The 20,314-nt window shown below is 64.8% G+C and carries 17 protein-coding genes; 10 read left to right on the forward strand and 7 right to left on the reverse strand.

Going from position 1 to position 20,314, the window contains the following annotated elements:
* Positions 1-106 precede the first annotated feature (106 nt).
* A complete protein-coding gene (locus U741_RS18635) occupies positions 107-610 on the forward strand; it encodes a type IV pilin protein (protein WP_052378845.1) in 504 nt (167 codons plus the stop codon).
* A 194-nt stretch (positions 611-804) separates the two neighbouring features.
* Here U741_RS18635 and U741_RS0114160 read toward each other — a convergent pair whose 3' ends face one another.
* The 3 genes from U741_RS0114160 to cysC form a co-directional block, all read right to left on the reverse strand.
* The gene (locus tag U741_RS0114160; RefSeq protein WP_029891105.1) at positions 805-1,770 is read right to left on the reverse strand and encodes a hypothetical protein; all 966 of its coding nucleotides are present in this window, start codon (positions 1,768-1,770) and stop codon (positions 805-807) included.
* A 79-nt stretch (positions 1,771-1,849) separates the two neighbouring features.
* Positions 1,850-3,043, reverse strand: coding sequence for a sulfate adenylyltransferase (gene sat, locus U741_RS0114165; protein WP_029891106.1), 1,194 nt, complete (start codon positions 3,041-3,043; stop codon positions 1,850-1,852).
* 88 nt (positions 3,044-3,131) lie between these two features.
* Positions 3,132-3,752, reverse strand: coding sequence for an adenylyl-sulfate kinase (gene cysC / locus U741_RS0114170; RefSeq protein WP_029891107.1), 621 nt, complete (start codon positions 3,750-3,752; stop codon positions 3,132-3,134).
* A 126-nt stretch (positions 3,753-3,878) separates the two neighbouring features.
* On the opposite strand from cysC, the gene U741_RS0114175 reads away from it, so the two are divergent.
* The gene (locus U741_RS0114175; protein WP_029891108.1) at positions 3,879-4,760 is read left to right on the forward strand and encodes a LysR family transcriptional regulator; all 882 of its coding nucleotides are present in this window, start codon (positions 3,879-3,881) and stop codon (positions 4,758-4,760) included.
* A gap of 3 nt (positions 4,761-4,763) precedes the next feature.
* Here U741_RS0114175 and U741_RS0114180 read toward each other — a convergent pair whose 3' ends face one another.
* On the reverse strand, positions 4,764-5,759 hold the full coding sequence (locus U741_RS0114180; protein ID WP_161776241.1) for an NAD(P)/FAD-dependent oxidoreductase: 996 nt from the start codon (positions 5,757-5,759) through the stop codon (positions 4,764-4,766).
* Positions 5,760-5,909: 150 nt separating this feature from the next.
* Here U741_RS0114180 and U741_RS18640 point away from each other — a divergent pair, with 150 nt between their 5' ends.
* From U741_RS18640 to U741_RS0114210, 6 genes are read left to right on the forward strand one after another with little or no spacing between them, the layout of a single operon-like run.
* On the forward strand, positions 5,910-6,458 hold the full coding sequence (locus U741_RS18640) for a GspH/FimT family pseudopilin (RefSeq protein WP_052378847.1): 549 nt from the start codon (positions 5,910-5,912) through the stop codon (positions 6,456-6,458).
* The gene (gene pilV / locus U741_RS0114190; RefSeq protein WP_052378848.1) at positions 6,455-7,039 is read left to right on the forward strand and encodes a type IV pilus modification protein PilV; all 585 of its coding nucleotides are present in this window, start codon (positions 6,455-6,457) and stop codon (positions 7,037-7,039) included. Before U741_RS18640 ends, pilV begins: the two co-directional genes overlap by 4 nt.
* On the forward strand, positions 7,036-8,088 hold the full coding sequence (locus tag U741_RS0114195) for a PilW family protein (RefSeq protein ID WP_029891112.1): 1,053 nt from the start codon (positions 7,036-7,038) through the stop codon (positions 8,086-8,088). Before pilV ends, U741_RS0114195 begins: the two co-directional genes overlap by 4 nt.
* On the forward strand, positions 8,085-8,783 hold the full coding sequence (locus tag U741_RS0114200; protein ID WP_152551624.1) for a PilX N-terminal domain-containing pilus assembly protein: 699 nt from the start codon (positions 8,085-8,087) through the stop codon (positions 8,781-8,783). Before U741_RS0114195 ends, U741_RS0114200 begins: the two co-directional genes overlap by 4 nt.
* A complete protein-coding gene (locus U741_RS0114205) occupies positions 8,783-12,451 on the forward strand; it encodes a pilus assembly protein (RefSeq protein ID WP_029891114.1) in 3,669 nt (1,222 codons plus the stop codon). Before U741_RS0114200 ends, U741_RS0114205 begins: the two co-directional genes overlap by 1 nt.
* A gap of 2 nt (positions 12,452-12,453) precedes the next feature.
* On the forward strand, positions 12,454-12,900 hold the full coding sequence (locus U741_RS0114210; RefSeq protein WP_029891115.1) for a type IV pilin protein: 447 nt from the start codon (positions 12,454-12,456) through the stop codon (positions 12,898-12,900).
* 16 nt (positions 12,901-12,916) lie between these two features.
* Here U741_RS0114210 and U741_RS0114215 read toward each other — a convergent pair whose 3' ends face one another.
* A complete protein-coding gene (locus U741_RS0114215; protein WP_161776245.1) occupies positions 12,917-13,735 on the reverse strand; it encodes a polyketide synthase dehydratase domain-containing protein in 819 nt (272 codons plus the stop codon).
* Positions 13,736-14,035: 300 nt separating this feature from the next.
* Here U741_RS0114215 and U741_RS0114220 point away from each other — a divergent pair, with 300 nt between their 5' ends.
* Positions 14,036-14,875, forward strand: coding sequence for a hypothetical protein (locus U741_RS0114220; RefSeq protein ID WP_152551625.1), 840 nt, complete (start codon positions 14,036-14,038; stop codon positions 14,873-14,875).
* Between the two features lie 63 nt (positions 14,876-14,938).
* Here the strand turns inward: U741_RS0114220 and aceF are convergent, their stop codons facing one another.
* Complete coding sequence (aceF, locus tag U741_RS0114225) at positions 14,939-16,660, reverse strand: dihydrolipoyllysine-residue acetyltransferase (RefSeq protein ID WP_029891118.1); 1,722 nt, start codon at positions 16,658-16,660, stop codon at positions 14,939-14,941.
* Between the two features lie 3 nt (positions 16,661-16,663).
* Complete coding sequence (aceE, locus tag U741_RS0114230; protein WP_029891119.1) at positions 16,664-19,327, reverse strand: pyruvate dehydrogenase (acetyl-transferring), homodimeric type; 2,664 nt, start codon at positions 19,325-19,327, stop codon at positions 16,664-16,666.
* 92 nt (positions 19,328-19,419) lie between these two features.
* Between aceE and U741_RS0114235 the strand changes: the two genes are divergently transcribed.
* Positions 19,420-20,301: a LysR family transcriptional regulator gene (locus tag U741_RS0114235; RefSeq protein ID WP_235200440.1), complete on the forward strand. Its 882-nt coding sequence runs from the start codon at positions 19,420-19,422 to the stop codon at positions 20,299-20,301.
* The last annotated feature ends 13 nt before the right edge of the window (positions 20,302-20,314 follow it).

A 20,314-nucleotide genomic window follows, 5' to 3' on the forward strand; every position in this document is an offset into this window, starting at 1 on the left:
GGGCCGAATCGGGCGGATCGTTGTATTTGCGCTACGACGGTCGCCTGCCGCACGCCAGGCGGCTGGACCGCTGGATCATCAAAAATGAAACAAGGGTTGGCTGGTCATGAGCCGCAATGGCGACAGATGCGGCGCCAGCCACTCGCAAACCGGCGCGCGTTGGCTGACGGGCTTCACGCTGATTGAGCTGGTGATCACCGTGGCCATCGTGGCCATACTGGCGCTGATCGCGCTGCCGAGTTACCAGCGTTACGTTGATCGCACGCACCGCAGTGTCGCGACCAGTACGCTTCTCGAGTTGTCCAACCTTCAGGCCCAGCAGCGGCTGCTGCGCCGAGAGGATGCCGACGATTTTGAGACGCTGGTGGGCATCGATGCCGAACCTCTGTTCGTGGGTCGCGATCGGCAGCTTCAAGCCGCCGCCACTGCGGACTCGCTCTATCAGATTTCACTCGATAGCGATGACCCGAGCGGCTGGCGGTTGATTGCCACGGCTGTTGGACGCCAACTCCGCGACCTTCCCTGTCGCGAGATTTCGCTCGACAGGGTCGCGCAGCAGCGCGCCCAGAGCGCCGAAGGCGACGACCGCGGAGACGAGTGCTGGCGTTAAGGGTCCATTTCTCAAAACCAGCTGTGCACGCGAGCCCGGCGCGCCGGGGGTAAGTTCAATGGCGACGGCTGGCCAGGGAGGAAGGCCTTGAGATGGGGGTCATCAGGCTCAACAATGCGTCCCGTGACGCGGCGTGGTGACGCGGGCGCGCAACTTGAGAGTCGGCATCGACTCGAAGCCTGTCTGGCCCACCATCAAACCTCGAACTGCGCCGTGAACGCCTTTGTGAACGCACCCAGTTGATCGGCCGGCAGGTCGTTGATGCCCGCCGCCGCCGAGCGTCCGCCACCTGACGGGAACTTGCGGCACAGTTCGTCGGCGCCCTTCTTGCGGTTCAGCGGCGCGCGCACGCTGACCAGGTAGTGGCCGTTGTGCTTCTCGGTGAGCACCGCATGGGCGCGGTCGGGATGCAGGTTGGTCAGATCGTTGCTGTAGACCCCGCATACCCTTCGTGCCCAGGCCGCATCGGGCAGGACGATCAGCGCGGCGTGCTCAGTCGAACCGGCGATGGTCGGCGTCGACGCGGCGCGGTCCATGTCGGTGCGGTAGCCCTCCGCCAGCCGGTCGAAATGTTCGCGCCCGCTGCGGATGAAGTCGAAAGGCGAGGCATGCTGACTGACAAGGTTGAACAGTGCAGCAGGCGCGAAAAGCAGGTCTTCGAGGTTTTCGCCGTAACCGTTGTAGTTGAGGTAAATCCCCAGGTCTTCGAGCTGTTGCAGTTGCCCGGCCGACAGACCCAGGGGCCGGGCAATGGCCTCGGCGCTGCGCTTGAGGTTGTCGCCAAACGCGCCGGTCACGGCCCACTCGGCATACCGGTTGTCGAGGCGACCGTTGACCAGCAGGCTGGTGCAAACATCCGGTGCTTCGTTGATCGCGGTCGTCAGACGCGCGCTCTCGGGAATCTCACCGGCATAGTGGTGATCGATATAAAGCACCTCGGCGCCAGCCGCCAAGACACGTTGCAGCGCGTCCCGATTCTTGTCGAGCGACACGTCGAGGACGGTGATGCGATCACCCGCTTGTGCCTCGACCTGCGACAGCAACTCGATGTCACGCTTGACGCCGGTGACCAGCTTGGCGTCCCGCGGCTCGGCCAGGCGCAATTGCACCAACGCACAGATGCCGTCCGCGTCGCCATTGAAAACGTCGAAGTCCGCCATGCACACCTCTTTGGTGATTCAGTTGAAAACAAAACAGGCCGGACTTGCAGTGCAAATCCGGCCTGTGCGCTCGGCAATCTCAAGCCTTCTTGGCGTCGAGTGCCTGGTAGTAATTCATCAGCACCTTGGCGACTTCAGGGCGCGAGAATTCTGGCGGCGGCGCGATGCCCTGCCCCAGCATCTGGCGCACCTTGGTGCCCGACAGCGCCACAAAGTCTTCGGGCGAATGATCGGGCGCCTCACGCATCATCACCACACGATCCAGCTTCTTCGAATACGCGGTGTTGTCGGCGCGGAAAATCTCGATCTGCAGCGCGCCGGCCGGCACCTTCTCGTCAAAGATCGTCTGTGCATCGAACGCGCCGTAGTAATCGCCGACCCCAGCATGGTCGCGGCCGACAATCAGGTAATCGCAGCCCATGTTCTGGCGGAACACGGCGTGCAACACCGCTTCGCGCGGGCCGGCATAGAGCATGTCGAAACCGTAGCCGGTGATCATCACCGTGTTCTTCGGGAAGTAGTTGTCGACCATGGTGCGGATGCAGGCGTCGCGCACGTCGGCGGGAATATCGCCTTCCTTGAGCTTGCCGAGCAGCATGTGGATGACGATGCCGTCGCTGCCCAAACGCTCGTGCGCCATGCGGCACAGTTCTTCGTGCGCGCGGTGCATCGGGTTACGGGTCTGGAAGGCCACGACCTTGTTCCAGCCGCGCTGCTTGATTTCGTCACGAATCTCAACGGCGGTGCGGAAGGTGTCGGGAAACTCGCTCTGGAAATAGCTGAAGCTGAGCACCTCAATGGGCCCCGAAAGGATCGTGTTACCGAGCCCCAGAAAGGTCTGCACACCGGGGTGCTTGGCATCGAGGTTGCCGAAAATCTCTTGGGCCATACCCTGCAGTTCGGCATCGCTGACGGCTTCCACCGCCTGCACGTCCATCACCGCCAGCACCGGATGGCCTTCGACGTTGGGGTCGCGCAGCGCCAGCTTGCCGGGCTTGATGCCCGATTCTTTGGTGACGTTGAGCACCGGCACCGGCCAGAAAAGGCCGTCGGCGGTCTTCAGGTCGGTGGCCACGCTCAGCGCGTCAGCCTTGTTCATGTAGCCGGACAGCGGGTTGAAATACCCGGCGCCCAGCATCACCGCGTTGGCGGCGGCGGCGGAATTGAGCAACAGACTGGGCAGCGACTCGGCCTCCTGCGCAAGTTGCGCGCGGCGTGCGGCGTCGAACACAAAGCGCGGGTTGAGCGCGTCAGAACCATGGGGCTTGATCATTTTTAAGAACCTGGATTTTTGAGTGATGAGGGATCGCTGCAAAGCGTCGCGCGCGAATTGACGCGCGCAATCGTCTTACAGGGCGCCCTCAGGTGGTCGGCACGATGTCGCGTGCATTCAGCAGCTTGAGCACGGCCTTGATCTCGGCCTCGAGGCTCAGCTCGTGGCTGGGCAGCACCAGCTCAGGCTTCAGCGGCGCCTCGTAAGGGTCACTGATGCCGGTGAAGTTCTTGATCTCGCCCGCGCGCGCCTTCTTGTACAACCCCTTGGGGTCGCGCTCTTCGGCAACCGCCAACGGCACGTCGACATGGACCTCGATGAAGTCGATACCCGCGTCTTCGTGCAGTTTGCGCACCAGGTCGCGGTCGTCGCGGTAAGGCGAGACGAAGCTCGACAACGCGATCACGCCGGCGTCGACAAACAGCTTGGCGATCTCACCGATGCGGCGAATGTTCTCGGTGCGGTCTTCGGCCGAGAAGCCCAGATTCTTGTTGATGCCAAGGCGCACGTTGTCGCCATCAAGGCGGTAGCAGAGCTTGCCCTGCTGGTGCAGCGCCTTCTCCAGCGCCACTGCGATGGTGCTCTTGCCCGAGCCGGACAGACCGGTGAACCAGATGGTGGCCCCCTTCTGCTTGAGCAGGCGGTAACGGTCGGCGCGCGTTACTTCGCCTTCATGCCAGGTCACGTTCGTCGCTTTTTGATCGGTCACTGAAAAGTCCATCGGTCGTGGAGAGGCGCGCAGTTTAGAGTTGGTCGTTCCATAAATAAAATACAAAATATAAATAATTGCCATCTATATTATTCATGCCACTAACGACGCACGACCGGGACCGATATGAACCTCAATCATCTGGCGATCTTCCAGGCCGTGGCCGCCAACGGCAGCGTCAGTCGGGGTGCGCAGCGCCTGCACATCAGCCAGTCGGCCGTCTCGAAACAGTTGGGCGAGTTCGAACGGGCGCTGGGTGTGGTGCTGTTCGACCGCCTGCCGCGCGGCGTGCGGCTGACCGAGGCCGGTCGCCTGCTGCTCGGCTACGCCAACCGGCTGTTTGCCATTGAGGCCGAGGCCCGCAGTGCCTTGGGTGATCTCAAGCAGCAGGCGCGCGGCAGTCTCACCATTGGCGCCAGCCGCACCATCGGCAGCTACTTGCTGCCGCAGCGACTGGCGGCCTTTCGTCAACGCTATCCGGCGGTGGAGCTGTCCCTGCAGGTTGAGAACACCCACGTCATTGAACGCAAACTGCTCGCCGGCGAGATCGACATCGGCTTCACCGAGGGCGTGGTCAGCAGTGAGCAGCTTGATTATTCCGAGTTCGCGCAGGACGAACTGGTGCTGATCGCCGCACCCCGGCACCCGGCGGCAAAACAGGGGTCCATGACGCTGGCGACGCTTCAGGATCTGCGCCTGCTGATGCACGAGATCGGCTCCGGCACCCGTGCGGTCACCGAGCTCGCCTTGGCCGAAAAGGGCTTGCGCATCCGGCCGTCGATGACCTTGGCCAGCACCGAGGCCATCAAACACACGGTGGCGGCGGGCGCGGGCTTGGCGTTCCTGTCATCGCTGTCGATCAAGACCGAGCAGAGGGCCAGACGACTGACCGTGCTCAATGTCGACGGCTTGCGCATCGCCCGTGCCCTGTACCAGGTGCGCCTGCGCAACACCCCGCCGGGGCCAACGTTGGCAGCGTTCCTGGACGTGCTTCAGGCGCCTGCCTGAGCCCTAAAGCGATGCCAAAATTTTTTCCACCAATGCGGCCGCCGTGGCCGGCGCCAGGGTGATGCCGTTGCGAAAGTGCCCGAAGTGCGCCCACAGGCCGGGGATGGCGGTGGCGTCGACTTGTGGCACTGCGCCGCCACCCGGTCGCAAGCCGGCCCATTGGCCGGCGAGGCGATAGCCCGCCAAGTCCGGCCACAGCGCCAAGGCCGCGTCGTGCAACTGGCGACGCGCAGCGTCGGTGGTGGCGGTGTCGAAGCCGGCATGTTCGAGCGTGCTGCCGACCACAATTTGGCCATCGGCACGGGGGATCAGATACACCGCGCGGCTGATCTTGACCGGACCCAATCGCGGCGCGTCGGGCGTCGGCGCAAACAGCAGCATCTGGCCCTTCACCGGCTGCACGTCGCAGGACAAACCAACCGCTGCCATCACCGCAGCCGACCAGGCCCCTGCCGCGACGATCACCGCGTCGGCCGGCAGTATCGGCCCGTCTGCGCGCCGCACCCCGATCACGCGCCCGTCACGCAAAACGGGTTCAACGAGGGTGCCAAGCTGCAGGTCCACCCCGGCCAATTGCGCGGCCACCGCCAGGGCCCGCCCGAGGCGCGGGTTGCGCACTTGCCCCAGTTGCCCGCTCGAAAGGCCGCTCGCCGTGCGGGTGAAGGGCAACTGCCATTGCTGGTGCCAGGCCTCGGCGAGCGCCTGCTCAGATTCGGCCAGCAACCAGCAGATACCGGTGCGTCGATACTCCACGTCGATGCCCGTCTCGGCCCGCAGCCGTTCGGCCCAGTTGGGGTACACGTGGTGCGCCTGCAGCGCCCATTGCTGAACTTGCGGCGGCTCATTCCAAGGCCATAGCGGCGAGACGATGCCGCCGCCAGCCCAGCTGCTTTGCCGCGCGGCTTGTGCCGCCGGGTCGAATACCGTCACTGCCACGCCGCGCTGGCGCAGCAAAAGCGCGGTGAACAACCCGACGATGCCTGCGCCGAGCACGATCATGTGCAAACCGGATTTCATGGCGCGAAGGATAGCGACCGCACGCGCCCATCGGGCGCCCGCACCCATTGAGACGCTCCATGAGGCCGTCCATCGGAATGACCTAAAGTTGTCCGACCCACTTCGGCACAGTCGGTCGGAAGGAGTCCCTCCATGCGCCGTCACATCTCCGGTTTCACACTCATTGAGTTGATGGTCACCCTCGCGGTGCTGGCCATTGCCGTGGGACTGGCCGTGCCGGGCTTCCAGGCGCTGTTTGCCAACAGTCAGCGCAGCGAGTTCACCCGCGAGTTGTACGTCAGCCTCGCCCAGGCCCGCAGCGAGGCGGTGTCGCGCAACAGCCTGATCAGCGTCATTCCCCTCGACGATGACTGGCTCAACGGCTGGCAGGTGATCGTCGATGACGATGGCGACGACGCGCCTGACGCCCTGGACCTCAACGCCGACGGCAACCTGGTTGACGACGCCGGCCTGCTCAGCGAGGTCGCCTTCAGCAACCTGAACATTGAATGGATCAGCGAGTTCGGCGACCTGCCGCGCATCCGTTTTAATCCCGGTGGTCGGGTCATCGACGAAGTCGGGGTGATCGTCTGCGGCACAAACCCCGGCAACAGCCGCGAGGTCAGCGCACGCCCGGCCGGGTTGCTGCGCCTGCGTGATCTGGGCGACGACCCATCGCGCCACGCGAGCCTGTGCCCATGACCCAAGCGCGCGGCTTCACGCTGGTCGAGGTGTTGATCACCGTGTTCGTCATGGGCGTTGGCCTGCTGGCGCTGGCGGGCCTGCAAATCATTGCCAAGAAAGCCAGCTTTGACGCCGCCCAACGCACCCTCGCCGGGCAGGCCACGCAAGACATTCTCACCCGCATGCGCGCCAACGCCAGTGTCGCCAACCGCTATTTGGTGACCAATGCCATTGCCCTGTCAGCGCCCGGCACGGACTGCGCCCAGGCCTCGTGCACACCGGACGAACTGGCGGCGTGGGATCTCCATGAATGGGCCGAACAACTCGCCGTCGGCGGCGAAGTCGATGACGAGGGCGTGGCCACTGGCGGCCTTTCTGCGCCCACCGCGTGCATCATTGCCGGCAACACGGCGGGGCATTACCGCATCGCCATCGCCTGGCGCGGCATCACGCCGCTGGCGCCACCCGATGACGCTGACGACGCCACCGATCCTGCCAACGTCGACTGCGGACGCGACGCCTACCTGGATGACGAGGGCCTCGAAGACTTCCGCCGCGTCATGGTGTCGGACGTGTTCGTCGCCAGTGCCGTGTCATGACAACCGCACGTCGCCAACAGCATGGCCTGACGCTGATCGAGCTGATGATTGCCGGCACCCTCGGCTTGATCCTGCTGCTGGCGCTGGTGCAGTTGTTCGTCGACAACAACCGCCACCGCCGACAGAACCAGCAGCTTGCCGGGCTGCAGGATCAGGGTCGCTATGCACTGGCTGCTCTGACCCGCGACCTGCAGATGGCCGGCTATTGGGGCGGGCTGTTTCAGGCGCAAACCCTTGACGTACGCGCCTCGGCGCTCGACGGACTGGCCGATGGCGCCGACTGTGGTCCGGAAGACGCCGAGCCCGGTTGGGCCTTTGACGGCGCGGCACGCGTGGCCTTCTTCAACGACGCCAGCGGCACCGCCATCGCCAGCCATTTCGGCTGCCTCACCGACGTGCGCGACGACACCGATGCCGTGCTGATTCGCCGCGTTTCGGGGCAGGCCAGCGTCACGCCGGAGACCTGCGACGAGGTGACACTGATGCCCCAGGATTACGTCGTCAAAACCAACGGGGTCGTCGGCAGCCTGCTGCGGGTGCCGGCCAGCGGCGAGATTGACGCCTGCGCCGAAGGCGAACCCCTGAATGCACCGCTGCAGCTGCACCGCTATCTCCCCCGGCTTTATTACATTCGCGACTGGGCGGTGGCCGCTGGCGATGGCATCCCCACCCTGTGCCGCAAGACCTTGCGACGCGGCGCGGTGCCCGGCTGGGACGACGAGTGCGTCGCCGAGGGCGTTGAAGACCTGCAGATTGTCTGGGGCATCGACGACGATGCGGATTTCTTGAACACGCCCGACCGCTACACCGCCCAACCCAGCGACGCCGACCTGTTGCGCGCAGTCACCGCACAGGTGTCGCTAAGGGTCCGCGCGTCCGAGCCTGATCGCAGCTACAGCGACATGAAGACCTACACCTATCCCGGCCGCGAGGGCGGCCGCGCGTGGACGCCGCGCCAGGCCGACGATGAAGCCAACGGCGTCGCGCCGCGTCACTATTACCGCAAGCGCTTTGCCACTACCGTGCAGTTGAAGAACCCGCTGCCATGACAGGACGGATTGCCTTGGTACTGGATCGTCCCCTCTCCCACGCGTGGGAGAGGGTGGCCCGAAGGGTCGGGAGAGGGCGCGCCGCAGGCGCTGCGAACTTTGCTTCCACAGCCAGGCCTCCTTCGGGCGCCGCCCTCCCCCTCCCCCCACATCGGCAACGCGGTGCGGCGCTGGCCACGGCGCTGTTGTTTCTGATCGTGCTGACCCTGCTCGGCATCGGCGCTGTGCGCGAGGCCAGCACCTCACTGACCATGGCCGACAACGAAGCCTCGCGGGTCAATGCCATCGAGGTGTCGCAATCGCTGGTCGACGCGCTGCTGGCCGACATCGAAACCCATTTTCCGGTGACCCTGGTCGCCGATCTGCAGATTGGGTGCTTCCCCGAGGGCCTCGCCGCCAGCAACCCGCTGCGCGCACCATTTGGATGCCCGGACGGCGGCCTGACGCCGCCGTCGACGCCTTCAGGCGCGCTCGCAGACCGCACCTATGTCGAGGTCTGGCGCGAGTCGGTCAATGGCCAGGCGCTGGTACCCGCCACATCGGTCGGCACCACTGGCACCACCGCCCGGGTGCGCTATGCACGTTTTCGCGTCACCGCCGGCACTGATCGCAGCGCCATCGGCCAAGGCGCCGCCGAAATTCAACAGGGCGTGCAGATTGCCGTGCCCGAGGTCGAAGGGATCGCCCAATTCTGATGAAACACCGCCCGTCCATTCGCACGTTGCTGACCCCGCTGGTCTTGATGGGCGCGGCGCTGTGCAGCGCGCCGGCGCTGGCGGATGACATCGACATTTACATCAACCCCGCCGAGAACCCGCTGCAGCCGCCGACCACGATTCTGGCGCTGGATCTGAACCTGCTGGGCATCTGCAACACGACGCTGACCAACCCGAGTAATACGCAGAATCCCGATGCGCCGCAGTTGTGCCTTGACCTGACCAACGAGTCGCTGCTGGGCGACGTGCTGGGCACCAATACACAGGACGAGCCCGAAGATCTGCTCAGTGATCTGTTGCTGGGCACCGGCAACAGCGACGCCAGTCGCGCGCGGGCCTTGTGCAATCTCTATGGCGTGCTGGGCGTGGACTCTCCAGTGGTCAATCTGCCAGCGGTGGGCTTTCTGCTCCAGCCGCTACTGGGCGGGGTGAGCCAACTCACCTGCGGCACGCTCGACTTTCTGCTCGGCATCTCATTGCTTGGCAGCATCGTCAACCCGCTGCTGGGCGGCTTCGTCGGTGACCTTGTAGCCGGATTGGTTGACCCGCTGCTCGGCACCGTGGTGGGCCAACTGCCGTCCACGGTCAGCGGTCTGCTGCAAACCACGGTCGGCGGCGTGCTGGGCGCCAACCAGCTTGACCTGATCAGCCTGCTCGAGGCCATTCTCAACCAGCTGGTCGATTCCAACGTCGCCATCGTCGTCACCCACGCCGACCGCGCCAATGCCGCGGGTGACCGGGCGGTGAACTGCGACTTTGGTGACCAGGCGTCGATCACCACCACCCGCCGCGAAACCGTCAACTGCAGCAACGGGGCGTATTTTTTGCTGGGCAGCACGCCGCTGGTCGACGAGGGCAGTGTCAGCGCCGTGCTGAGTCGCGTGGTGACCCTGCTCACCGACCTGCTGAATCCGACCAACGTGGTCAACGCCGTCACTGGCCTGTCGGGCAGCGTGCTCAGTGGTCAGGTCGAACTGCTGCCGCCCTACCAGACCAAGGAGGTCTACGCCGAGGTCCTGCATTACCTCGCTGGTGACGAGGTGTTCAATGCGCCGCTGAAGCGCTGGGACGGGCTGACCGCCCTGCTGGGCCGCGACACCGCCATCGAAGCGGGCGGCAACTATGTGCAGCCCGACCTGGCATGCCGGCGCGCCAACCTGCTGCACGTGCAGCTCACCAACCCGCTGTTGCAGGACGACTCTGACGACACCCTGCGCGGCTATCTGCCAGGGGTCGAGGAAAGCGGCGTGGTGTCGCTGGGTGCAGTGGTGCGCGAAGCGGCCGAAACCGGCTTTCTCGACATCAACGGCAACCGCATTGCGCTGCAGTCATTCTTTTTGGTGCAGGACAACCTCGCCAGCATCGAGACGCTGACCACGGTGGGTGCCAACGTCACCACGTATGCCGACCGGCTGGGGCTGCTGGGTCTGGGCGACCAGATCGGCCAACTGCTCCAGCCCACGGTGGTGGTCGATGCCAGCCTGTTGACGCCGACACTGACGTTTGACCTGACCGCACCGAACCGGATTCTGGCGCCGGCTTTCTTTGGGCTTTTCCGCCCGACCGCCAACCAGGCCCCTCGCTGGCTGGGCAACCTCAAACGCTTGCAGTTCGATGGTGCGCTTTACACCGACGCACAGGGCAGCGATGCGGTAGATGTCGACGGTCGCATTCGCAGCGACGTGCTCAGCGTGTGGACCGAACCTGCCAAGCTGCCGCCCGGCACCAGCGCCGACGGCCGCGACGTGACCCTGGGCGGCGCCGGCAGCCGAATGCCCATCTCGGGCCGCAGCAACGGCACGGCCGGCGCACGACAATTGTTCTTCGACCGCGTGGCCAATGGCCAGATCAGCCTCGTTGGCCTGAATGCTGACGACGCCACCCGCCAGATGGAACTGACGCCCGCACTCGGCGCCGCCGATAACGAAGAGGCACGCGCGCTAATGCTCTTCGCCCGCGGCTGGGAGGTCGGCACCACCGCCGCGCCCACCCTGAACCTCGGCGATGTCCAACCCCGGCCCTGGCGTCACGGCGCGGTGCTGCATTCCCGCCCGGTGGCCATCAACTATGGCGCGCGCGGCGGCTTCACCGAGGAGAACCCCGACATCCGCATTCTTTATGGCGCCACAGATGGCTTTCTGCGCATGGTGCGAAACGACACCGGGGTCGAAAGCTGGGGCTTCATGCCGCAGGCCGTCATGGGCCAGCAGAAAGTGCTGCGCGACAACGAGCCGGGCGCGCGCTTCCCTTACGGTGTCGACGGCGAACCCGCCGTGGTGATTCGCAACCGCGCGCCCGGCGGCGGCCCGGCCGACGACGCACTCGACAGCGCCGATGACACGGTCTGGGCCTTTTTCGGCCTGCGGCGCAGCGGCAGCGCGCTGTACGCGCTGAACCTGAGCAATCCCGACCTGCCCACCCCCATGTGGCGGATCACCCCGGACGGCCTGGTCAGCAATGACGCGGTGATCAATGCGCGCGCCGATTGGTACAGCGAGCTGGGCCTGACCTTCAGCACACCGCAGGCGGTGCAGATGCGCGTCGACGGCGAAACCCGCATCGTGCTGGTCGTCGGCGGGGGCTACGACGGCGGTCGCAACGCGGCCAACACGCCGTTGGGCAAGGACGCGCAGGCCGCCAGTGATGGCGTGATCGGCAGCAATGATGCGCGCGGCAACGCGGTGTTCATCATCGACGCCGAAACCGGTGCGCTGATCTGGAAGGCGACCCAGGGGGAACTCAACGCCGAAGCGCCGTTTGACATCACTGAAAATCGCTTCCGCCATCCGCTGCTCACCGACAGCATTCCGGCGCGCGTCGAAGCCCTCGATACCACCGGCGACGGCTTTGCCAACCGCCTGTACGTCGGCGACACCGGCGGCCGCGTGTGGCGCGGTGACATGGGCGGCGATGACCCGGCAGCTTGGACGTTGTCGCCGATCTTCAGCGTCGGCCGCCACGACACGGCCAGCGTCGCCACCGACCGACGCTTTTTCCACGGCGTCGACATGGTGCCGGTGCGCAGCCCGGGTGCGAATTTCGATGCGGTAATCATCGGCAGCGGCAACCGCGCCGACCCGGTGGAACGGGTGCAGCAGAATCACCTCTATGCCTACCGTGACACCCGGCTCGGCAGCCTGCGCGACATTGACGCGGTCATCGTCAACGAGGACGAACTGCCCAGCCATGCCGATTTTGCCGACCTGACGCTGCTCTGCCAGAACGCCAACCAAGATGACTGTGCCGACAATCAAAACCTGAGCACCGGCTGGCAGATCGAGCTGATTCGCCCTGGTGAGAAAAACCTTTCGCAGCCGCTGACGCTGGGCAATGTGGTGTTTTTCTCGACCTTTGTGCCCACCGATCCCGGCAGCGTCGTCTGCGAAGTTGACGAGGGTGGCAGCCGCCTCTACGGCGTGTCGTTGCTGGATGGCCGACCGGCCGCCGACCGCATCACCGCCGCCGGTGGCAGCGGCGCGCGCTCGGTTGAGGCGCGCGCACCGGGCTTGCCGGGCGCGCTGTCGATGGCCGACGTGGGCACCGCGCGCAGCGGCACCGAGCTGCTCGATGCCGAGGTGCCGCGTTTCGTCCCGATTTACTGGCGCGAGCGACGCGGCGAAGATGAGCGTCCCATTCCGCAGGACTGATGATGCCCACACCGCCAAACCGAGGTTTCACCCTGATCGAACTGATGATTGCGGTTGCAATCCTCGCCATCATCGTGTCGATTGCCCTGCCCAGCTATCGCAACTACATCCTCAAGGCGAACCGCACTGCGGCCAAGACCGCGCTGGTCGAGCTTCAGGCGCGGCAAGACGGTTACTACGTTGACCGGCGCCGCTACGCCGCCACACTTACCGCGCTCGGCTACCCGGCCAATCCAACCTGGATCAGCGCGACCGGCGAACCCGAGACGGAGGAGATGGACCGGTCGATTTACCGCCTCGAACTCAGCGAGGTCACCGTCAAGGGCTATCGGCTCGAAGCCATCCCGGTCGGCGCCCAGGCAGATGACGCGCGTTGCGGCACGCTCAGCGTCATTGCCAGCGGTCGCAAACAGGCCAGTGGCAGTGACGGTGTGGATTGCTGGCGATAGGCCGGCGCGCGACGCGTCACGCCGCCAGCCGGTTCAACGCGGCGGATGCCGCACCCTCGGCGCCTTCGACCTGCAGGACGACGCGGCCGTAAGGATCGGCCACCCACGCGTCAAAGTGGGTCCAGTGGGCGGCCGCGTCGCTGCGGGTCCGCCAGAACAGCCGCAGGGGGCCGTCACCATCGGCCGCAAACCGCCGAATACGCGCCATGGCGGACGGCAAAGGTGTGGTGTCGAATTGCAGACGCGACCAGACAATGGCGAGCTGCGGCATCGCGTCAAGTAGCGCCGGGTCGAAGTGCCAGTGGCCACCCCCCAGCCCAAATGACGTGGGCGTGCTGCGACGCACGGTGGCATCAATTCCGTGCTGATTGCTTAACAGCTCACCCTCAAGCACGCGAAACCGAGGTCCGTGAAACAGGTAGTCGCGATAGGCCTGTTCGGCACCGGTACGCCTCGGTGCCACGGGTGGCAGCAGCGCCGGCAAGCATGGTGCGGGGTGCAGACGGTGCGCGAGGCCAATCGTTGCGCGGTAGCAGACTCGATGCAGGGCTGCGGTATCGACGATCTCGACGTCGAGCAGCGTCTCGCCCGCGTTTGGCACACCTGCAGGCTGCGAGCGCACCATCAGCCGCCGGTCGTGATGATCGACCAGGCGAACGCCGTTCAGCACGCGCAGGTTGCGCGCCTCGACCACCTGCAATGTGGGCAAACAGCACGCGGCAACCTGCGCCATCCACTCGACCGCCATCGCCGCCGGCAACACCGCCTCGCCGCCCAGGCAGTGATCGGACAGCCACGGGTCACCCTGCAGTCCGAGGACTTGATCAAGTTGCAACCAGTGCCCACCCCCCGCGTGGAGCGGGTGGCGAACCATTGGAAAATGAGTCGACATCATCAGAGGGCAGGCAGGGCGGATTACCACTGGCAGGATCGTCCGTTCAGGCCCGCGGCAACAGCGCTGAACCCCGAGCCCGGCTGCGCGGGGTACCCGCGCCAAACACGCCGCCGTGGCTGACCCAATGCAAGCCATCACTGACAACGTCGCAGACACAGAGCCACTGTCGCCCATTTGGGGGATGGCCTGGCTTTCGACAAAGCGCTAGCGTGCCGACTTGAGCCAATCAGGAGGATGAGCATGCAACGCTTATTAACAAACGCGCTTTTTTTGCTGATGCTGAGCCTTGGGATCGGCACCGCGCACGCAGCCGGCAGCGCCACCATCAGCAGCAGTGACGGCGAAACGGTGCGCATGGATTACCTCGACGACAAGCTGAGCATGAATGTCGGCGCCGGCAGTGATCGCATGGTGCTGCGCGACGGCAAGATGTTCATGATCAGCGGTGACACGGTGATTGATGCCGGCAGCATGATGAGCATGGTCGGCCAGCAGATGCCGGCGCTGGGACCGGACGTTGTTGACCAGTTCAAGTCGCTGAAGGCCAGTGGGCGCAGCGAAACCGTCGCGGGCGTCAATGGCGAGGTACACGTACTGACCTACGTCGATGGCGAGGGCAACACGCAGTCGAGGGAGCTGGTGCTGTCCAAGGACCCGCGCGCGGTTGAATTGATGAAGGCGTTCTCGAACATGACCGAAACCATGGCGCAACTGACCGGCAATCCCATGCCAGCGGGCGGCGCCGAATTTGAGGCTGCGTTGAGGGGGTACGGAATGTTGCGGGCCGACAGCGACTTCAGAGTGGTCAGCTTTAACGACGCTCCGGCCGCCAGCCGCTTCGAGCTGCCGTCGGCACCGCAATCCATGCCCAACATGCAGGGCCAGATGGGCGGCGGCGCCAACGCTGAAGCCGGCGCCGAGGCGTCGGGCGGCGGCTTCATGGGCAGCCTCTTTGGCCAGAAGGCGCAACGCCAGCAGGAGCGCGTTGAACAGCGCTCCGACCAAGAGGTCGACGAAGCCACCGACTCAATGGTCGACAAGGCCATGGACAAGGCCTTCGGAAAGCTCTTCGGCAACTGATCGTCTCGACGGTTGCAGAACGCCCGGCGTCGCCTCGCGATACCGGGCTTTTTTGTAGGCGGGCTACAACACCCAGCGACGCACGTCGGCCAGCAACTCGCCCAGCAGCACGATGAACCGAGCCGCCGCCGCGCCATCTATCACCCGGTGGTCATACGACAGCGACAGCGGCAGCATCAGACGCGGGCCGAACCCGCTCCCGTCCCACACCGGCTGCAGACTGGACCGTGACACGCCCAATATCGCCACCTCGGGCGCGTTGACGATGGGGGTGAAGTACTTGCCGCCGATGCCGCCGAGGCTGGAGACCGAAAAGCAGCCGCCCTTCATGTCATCAGGCTTGAGCTTGCCGTCTCGCGCCGCCTTGGCAAGGCGCGCACAGTCAGCGGCAAGCTCACCAACCGACTGGTTCCACACGTCTTTGACCACCGGCACCACCAGCCCATTCGGCGTCTCGGCGGCGAAGCCAATGTTGCAATACCCCTTGAGGACGATGGAGTCCCCGTCGGCCGACAGCGAACTGTTGAACTCCGGATAGCGCCTGATGACCAGCGCCACCGCCTTGATGAGAAACGGCAGCAGGGTGAGCTTGGCCTCGGTGTAGCCGCCCGCGGATTTGCGGAAGGCCTCGAGCTCGGTGATGTCGGCGTCGTCGTGCTGGGTGACGTGCGGTACGTTGAGCCACGACCGCGACAGGTGTGCGGCCGACAGTTTGCGAATTCGTGCCAGCGGCTGCGTGTCCACCGGACCGAACTGCGAGAAGTCGGGCACCGGAATCGGCGGAATGCCGCTGCCGGCCGCCTTGCCACCGCCGCCGTTCGCCGGCTTGGCCAACTCGGCCTTGACGTAGGCCTGCACGTCTTCAATGACGATACGGCCCCGCGCACCGCTGCCACGGACCTTGGAAAGGTCCACCCCAAACTGTCGCGCCACCTTGCGGGTGGCCGGGCCGGCGTAGAAGGGTTCGCCGTCGGCCTGGGTGACGGGCGCGGAGGTTGCGGGTGATGGCGCATCTGCCTTAGGCGTTTCAGCGGCCGCCTTGGCAGGCTTCTCGTCGGTCTTCGGCGCCTCTTGCGCTTCGTCGGCCTGGTCGTCTGCAGGCGTATCGTCTTCGTCGGCGCTTTCGTCGGCGGTCGTGAGCACGCAGACCTCGGTGCCCTCCCCCACTTTGTCACCGACCTTGATCTTGAGCGACGTCACCGTGCCGGCGGCCGGACTGGGCACGTCCATCGTCGCCTTGTCGGACTCCAGCACCATCAGCGCCTGGTCTTTCTCGACGGTGTCGCCTTCGGCAACCAACAGTTCGATCACCGGTACTGACTCAAAGTCACCGATGTTGGGCACGGTCACGGTGAGCGCGCCACCGCTCTTTTTCGCGGCCGGCCTCGAGGCAGGCTTGGCACTCTCGGACTTTTTCTCGCTCGCTGAAGATTGCTTGGCGGGTTGGTCGTCGCCCTGCCGGGCGGCGGGCGGTTCTTTCTTGGCGTCGTCAGCTTTCGGGCTGTCGGCCTTGGCCTTGGCCTCCGCCTTCGGCGCGGCATCGGCGTCACTGCTGAGCGAACAAAGCAGGGTGCCCTCGCCCACTTTGTCGCCCACCTTGACCTTAAGCCCGCTCACCTTGCCGGCAGCGGGGCTGGGCACGTCCATCGTCGCCTTGTCAGACTCCAGCACCATCAGCGCCTGATCTTTTTCGACCATGTCGCCGTCGACCACCAATAACTCGATCACCGGCACCGACTCGAAATCGCCGATGTTGGGCACCTTCACCTCGATTGTCTTGGCCATGGTTTACACCGTCCAGGGGGCTGAGCGATTGGCGGCCAGCCCGTAGATTTGCGCGGCCTGCTTGACGCGCTCCATGGGCAGCGCGCCTTCCTGCGCCAGCGCATGCAGGGCCTTGACGACGATCCAGCGGCGATCGACCTCGAAGAAATCGCGCAGCGCAGGGCGATTGTCAGAGCGCCCGAAACCGTCGGTGCCGAGCACGTGATAGGCCATGGGCACGTAAGCCCGGATCTGCTCGGGTACGGCGCGAACCCAGTCGCTACTGGCAATGGCCGGACCCATCATGCCTTTGAGGCACTCGGTGACATAACCGACGCGCGGCGTCTCGGTGGGGTGCAGCAAATTCCAGCGCTCGACCTCGCAGGCTTCGCGGGCCAGCTCCGAAAAGCTGGGCGCGCTCCACACGTCACTGGTCACGCCCCACTCCTCGGCGAGCAGGTCGGCGGCGGCAATGACTTCACGCAATAACGCACCTGAGCCGAGCAACTGCACGTGCAGATCGTGTTTGGCGGCCTCGGCCGAGCGCAGCAGGTACATGCCCTTGACGATGCCGGTCTCAACGCCCGGCGGCAGCGCCGGATGACTGTAGTTCTCGTTGTACAGCGACAGGTAGTAGTACTCGTCAACGCCGTCAACGAACATGCGTTGCATGCCGTGCTGGATGATCACGGTCAATTCATAAGCGAACGCCGGATCGTAGGCACGGCAGTTGGGAATTTGCGCTGCCATGACCTGCGAGTGCCCGTCTTCGTGCTGCAGGCCTTCGCCGTTGAGCGTGGTGCGTCCGGCGGTGGCACCGAGCAGAAAGCCGCGCGCGCGCATGTCGCCCGCCGCCCAGCACAGGTCCATGACACGCTGAAAGCCGAACATCGAGTAGTAGATGTAGAAGGGCAACAGCGGCACGCCGTGGTTGGCGTAGCTGGTGGCCGCGGCGATCCAGCTCGACATGGCGCCGGCCTCGGTGATGCCTTCTTCCAGCACCTGACCTTTCACGTCTTCCTTGTAATAGGCCAGCTGGTCGGCATCTTGCGGCTCGTACTTTTGCCCGACGATGGAATAGATGCCCAGGGCGCGGAACATACCCTCCATGCCGAAGGTGCGCGCTTCATCGGGCACGATGGGCACGACCTGCTTGCCGATCTTCTTGTCGCGGATCAGCGTTTGCAGCAATTGCACGAAGGCCATGGTGGTGGAGATTTCACGCTCGCCGGTGTCGGTCAGCAATCGCTCGTAGGCTGACGCCGGCGGCAGCGTCAGCTTGACCGGCTTGACCTTGCGGCTGGGCAGGGGACCGCCCAGCGCTTCGCGCCGCGCCTTGAGATATTGGATCTCATCGGAGTCCTCAGCGGGTCGATAAAACGGCGTGTCCTTGATCTGTTCGTCGGTGACGGGAATCTGGAATCGGTCACGGAATTTCTTCAGCGCGTCCTCGCCCATCTTCTTCTGCTGGTGGGTGATGTTCTGCCCCTCGCCGGCCTCGCCCATGCCGTAACCCTTCACCGTTTTGGCGAGGATCACCGTGGGCGTGCCGGTGTGTTTCACGGCGGCGTGATACGCGGCGTAGACCTTGTGCGGGTCGTGTCCACCGCGCTGCAGTGCGGCGATCTGTTCGTCTGTCCAGGTGGCGACCAAGCGCGCGGTCTCGGGGTATTTGCCAAAGAATTTTTCGCGCGTGTAGGCGCCGCCCTTGGCCTTGAAGTTCTGGTACTCGCCGTCGACGGTTTCATTCATCAGTTGCAGCAGCTTGCCGCTGGTGTCCTGCGCCAGCAGCGCGTCCCAGCCGCTGCCCCAGACCACCTTGATGACGTTCCAGCCGGCGCCACGGAAGCTGCCTTCCAGTTCCTGGATGATCTTGCCGTTACCGCGCACCGGGCCGTCGAGCCGCTGCAGGTTGCAGTTGACGACGAAGATCAAATTGTCGAGCTGCTCGCGCGCGGCGATGTCGATGGCGCCAAGACTTTCCGGCTCGTCCATTTCGCCGTCGCCGCAGAACACCCAGACCTTGCGTTGATCGTTCTTCGCCAGATCGCGGTTGGCGAGGTACTTCATCAGTCGCGCCTGATAGATCGCCATGATAGGCCCCAAGCCCATGCTGACGGTCGCGAACTGCCAGAAGTCCGGCATCAACCACGGATGCGGATAGCTGGACAGCCCCGGCGCCAGCGCCTCCATGCGAAAGCGCTGCAACTGTGTCTCGGTGAGGCGGCCTTCGAGGTAGGCGCGCGCGTAAATGCCGGGGGTGACATGGCCCTGGATATACACAAGATCTTGCCCATCTTCATGGTCAGCGCCTTTCCAGAAATGGTTGAAGCCCACGTCGTACAAAGTGGCGCTGGAGGCAAAACTGGCAATGTGACCGCCGATGCCGGCGTGCTCGCGATTGGCATTGACCACCATGGCGGTCGCGTTCCAACGCGTCAGGCTGCGGATGCGCCACTCCATCGCATGATCACCAGGCGACTGGGCTTCAAGCGCGGTGGGAATGGTGTTGACGTACGGCGTGTTCGGCGAGAACGGAATGAAGGCGCCCTTGCCGCGTGCCCGGGTGATCAGTTCTTCCAGAAGCGCATGGGCAACCGCAGGGCCTTGCTCACGCAAAACATCGTCGAGCGCTGCCAGCCATTCCTGGGTTTCGTTGGGGTCGCGTTCGGGCGTCGGCTCCGCCATGTCTTTCTCCTCGCTGGTGATGGGCCGACTCTAAGCCCCGAACTATCAAGACGTCCAATATATGTTTTTGCATTTTGTCATATGATTTTCGTATGTCATTGGATCTGCGCGCCCTGCGTTACTTCGTCGCCGTAGCCGAGGCGCGGCATATCACTCGTGCCGCCCAGCAGTTGGGCATGGCGCAGCCGCCACTGTCGCAGCAGATCAAGGCGCTGGAGTTGCATCTGGGCACAGCGTTATTCCGTCGTCTCCCGCGCGGCGTCGAGCTGACCCCGGCAGGCGAGGCACTGCTGGACGATGCCCGCACGCTGCTGCGTCAGGCCGAACAAGCCGAAGCACGGGTTCGGCGCGTGGCCAAAGGCGAGCTGGGGCGCCTTCGCTTGGGCATGATCAACTCGGCGCCCTTTCACCCGCTCATCCCCGGCGTGATTCGCGAGTTTCGTCGCCGTTACCCCACCGTGGCCCTGACCCTGGACGAAGGCACGACGCCGGCACTGGCGGCTGCCATCGCGGCAAGACGCATGGATGCCGCGTTTGTGCGCCCGCTGCTGGCCGCAGCAGACGGGCTGATCGAAACACCGCTGATGAGCGAAGACCTGGTGATTGCCTTGCCCGCTGACCATCCACTGAGCCGCCGCAAGCGACTGCCGCTGATGGCCCTCTCGCTGGAGCCCTTCGTGCTGTTCCCGCGCGCCGTGGGCGCGGGGCTGCATGAAGAGATCCTGCGGGCCTGCCACCGCGTCGGCTTTCTGCCGCGGGTGGTGCAGGAGACCTCGCAGGTCACGTCCATCGTCAACTTGGTGGCGGCCGGTATTGGTGTCTCCATCGTCCCGGCGTCAATGCAGCAGGCACAGATCGATGGTGTGAGCTACCGGCCCATTCAAGGCACGGTGCCCAAGGCGCGCCTGAGCCTGATTCACCGGGCGGACGAAACCGACGCCGCGCAGATTCGCAATCTGCTGCAGTTGGTTTGAGACCCACGTCAAC

Origin of the sequence: Polycyclovorans algicola TG408 (assembly GCF_000711245.1) — a bacterium.
Classification (GTDB): domain Bacteria; phylum Pseudomonadota; class Gammaproteobacteria; order Nevskiales; family Nevskiaceae; genus Polycyclovorans; species Polycyclovorans algicola.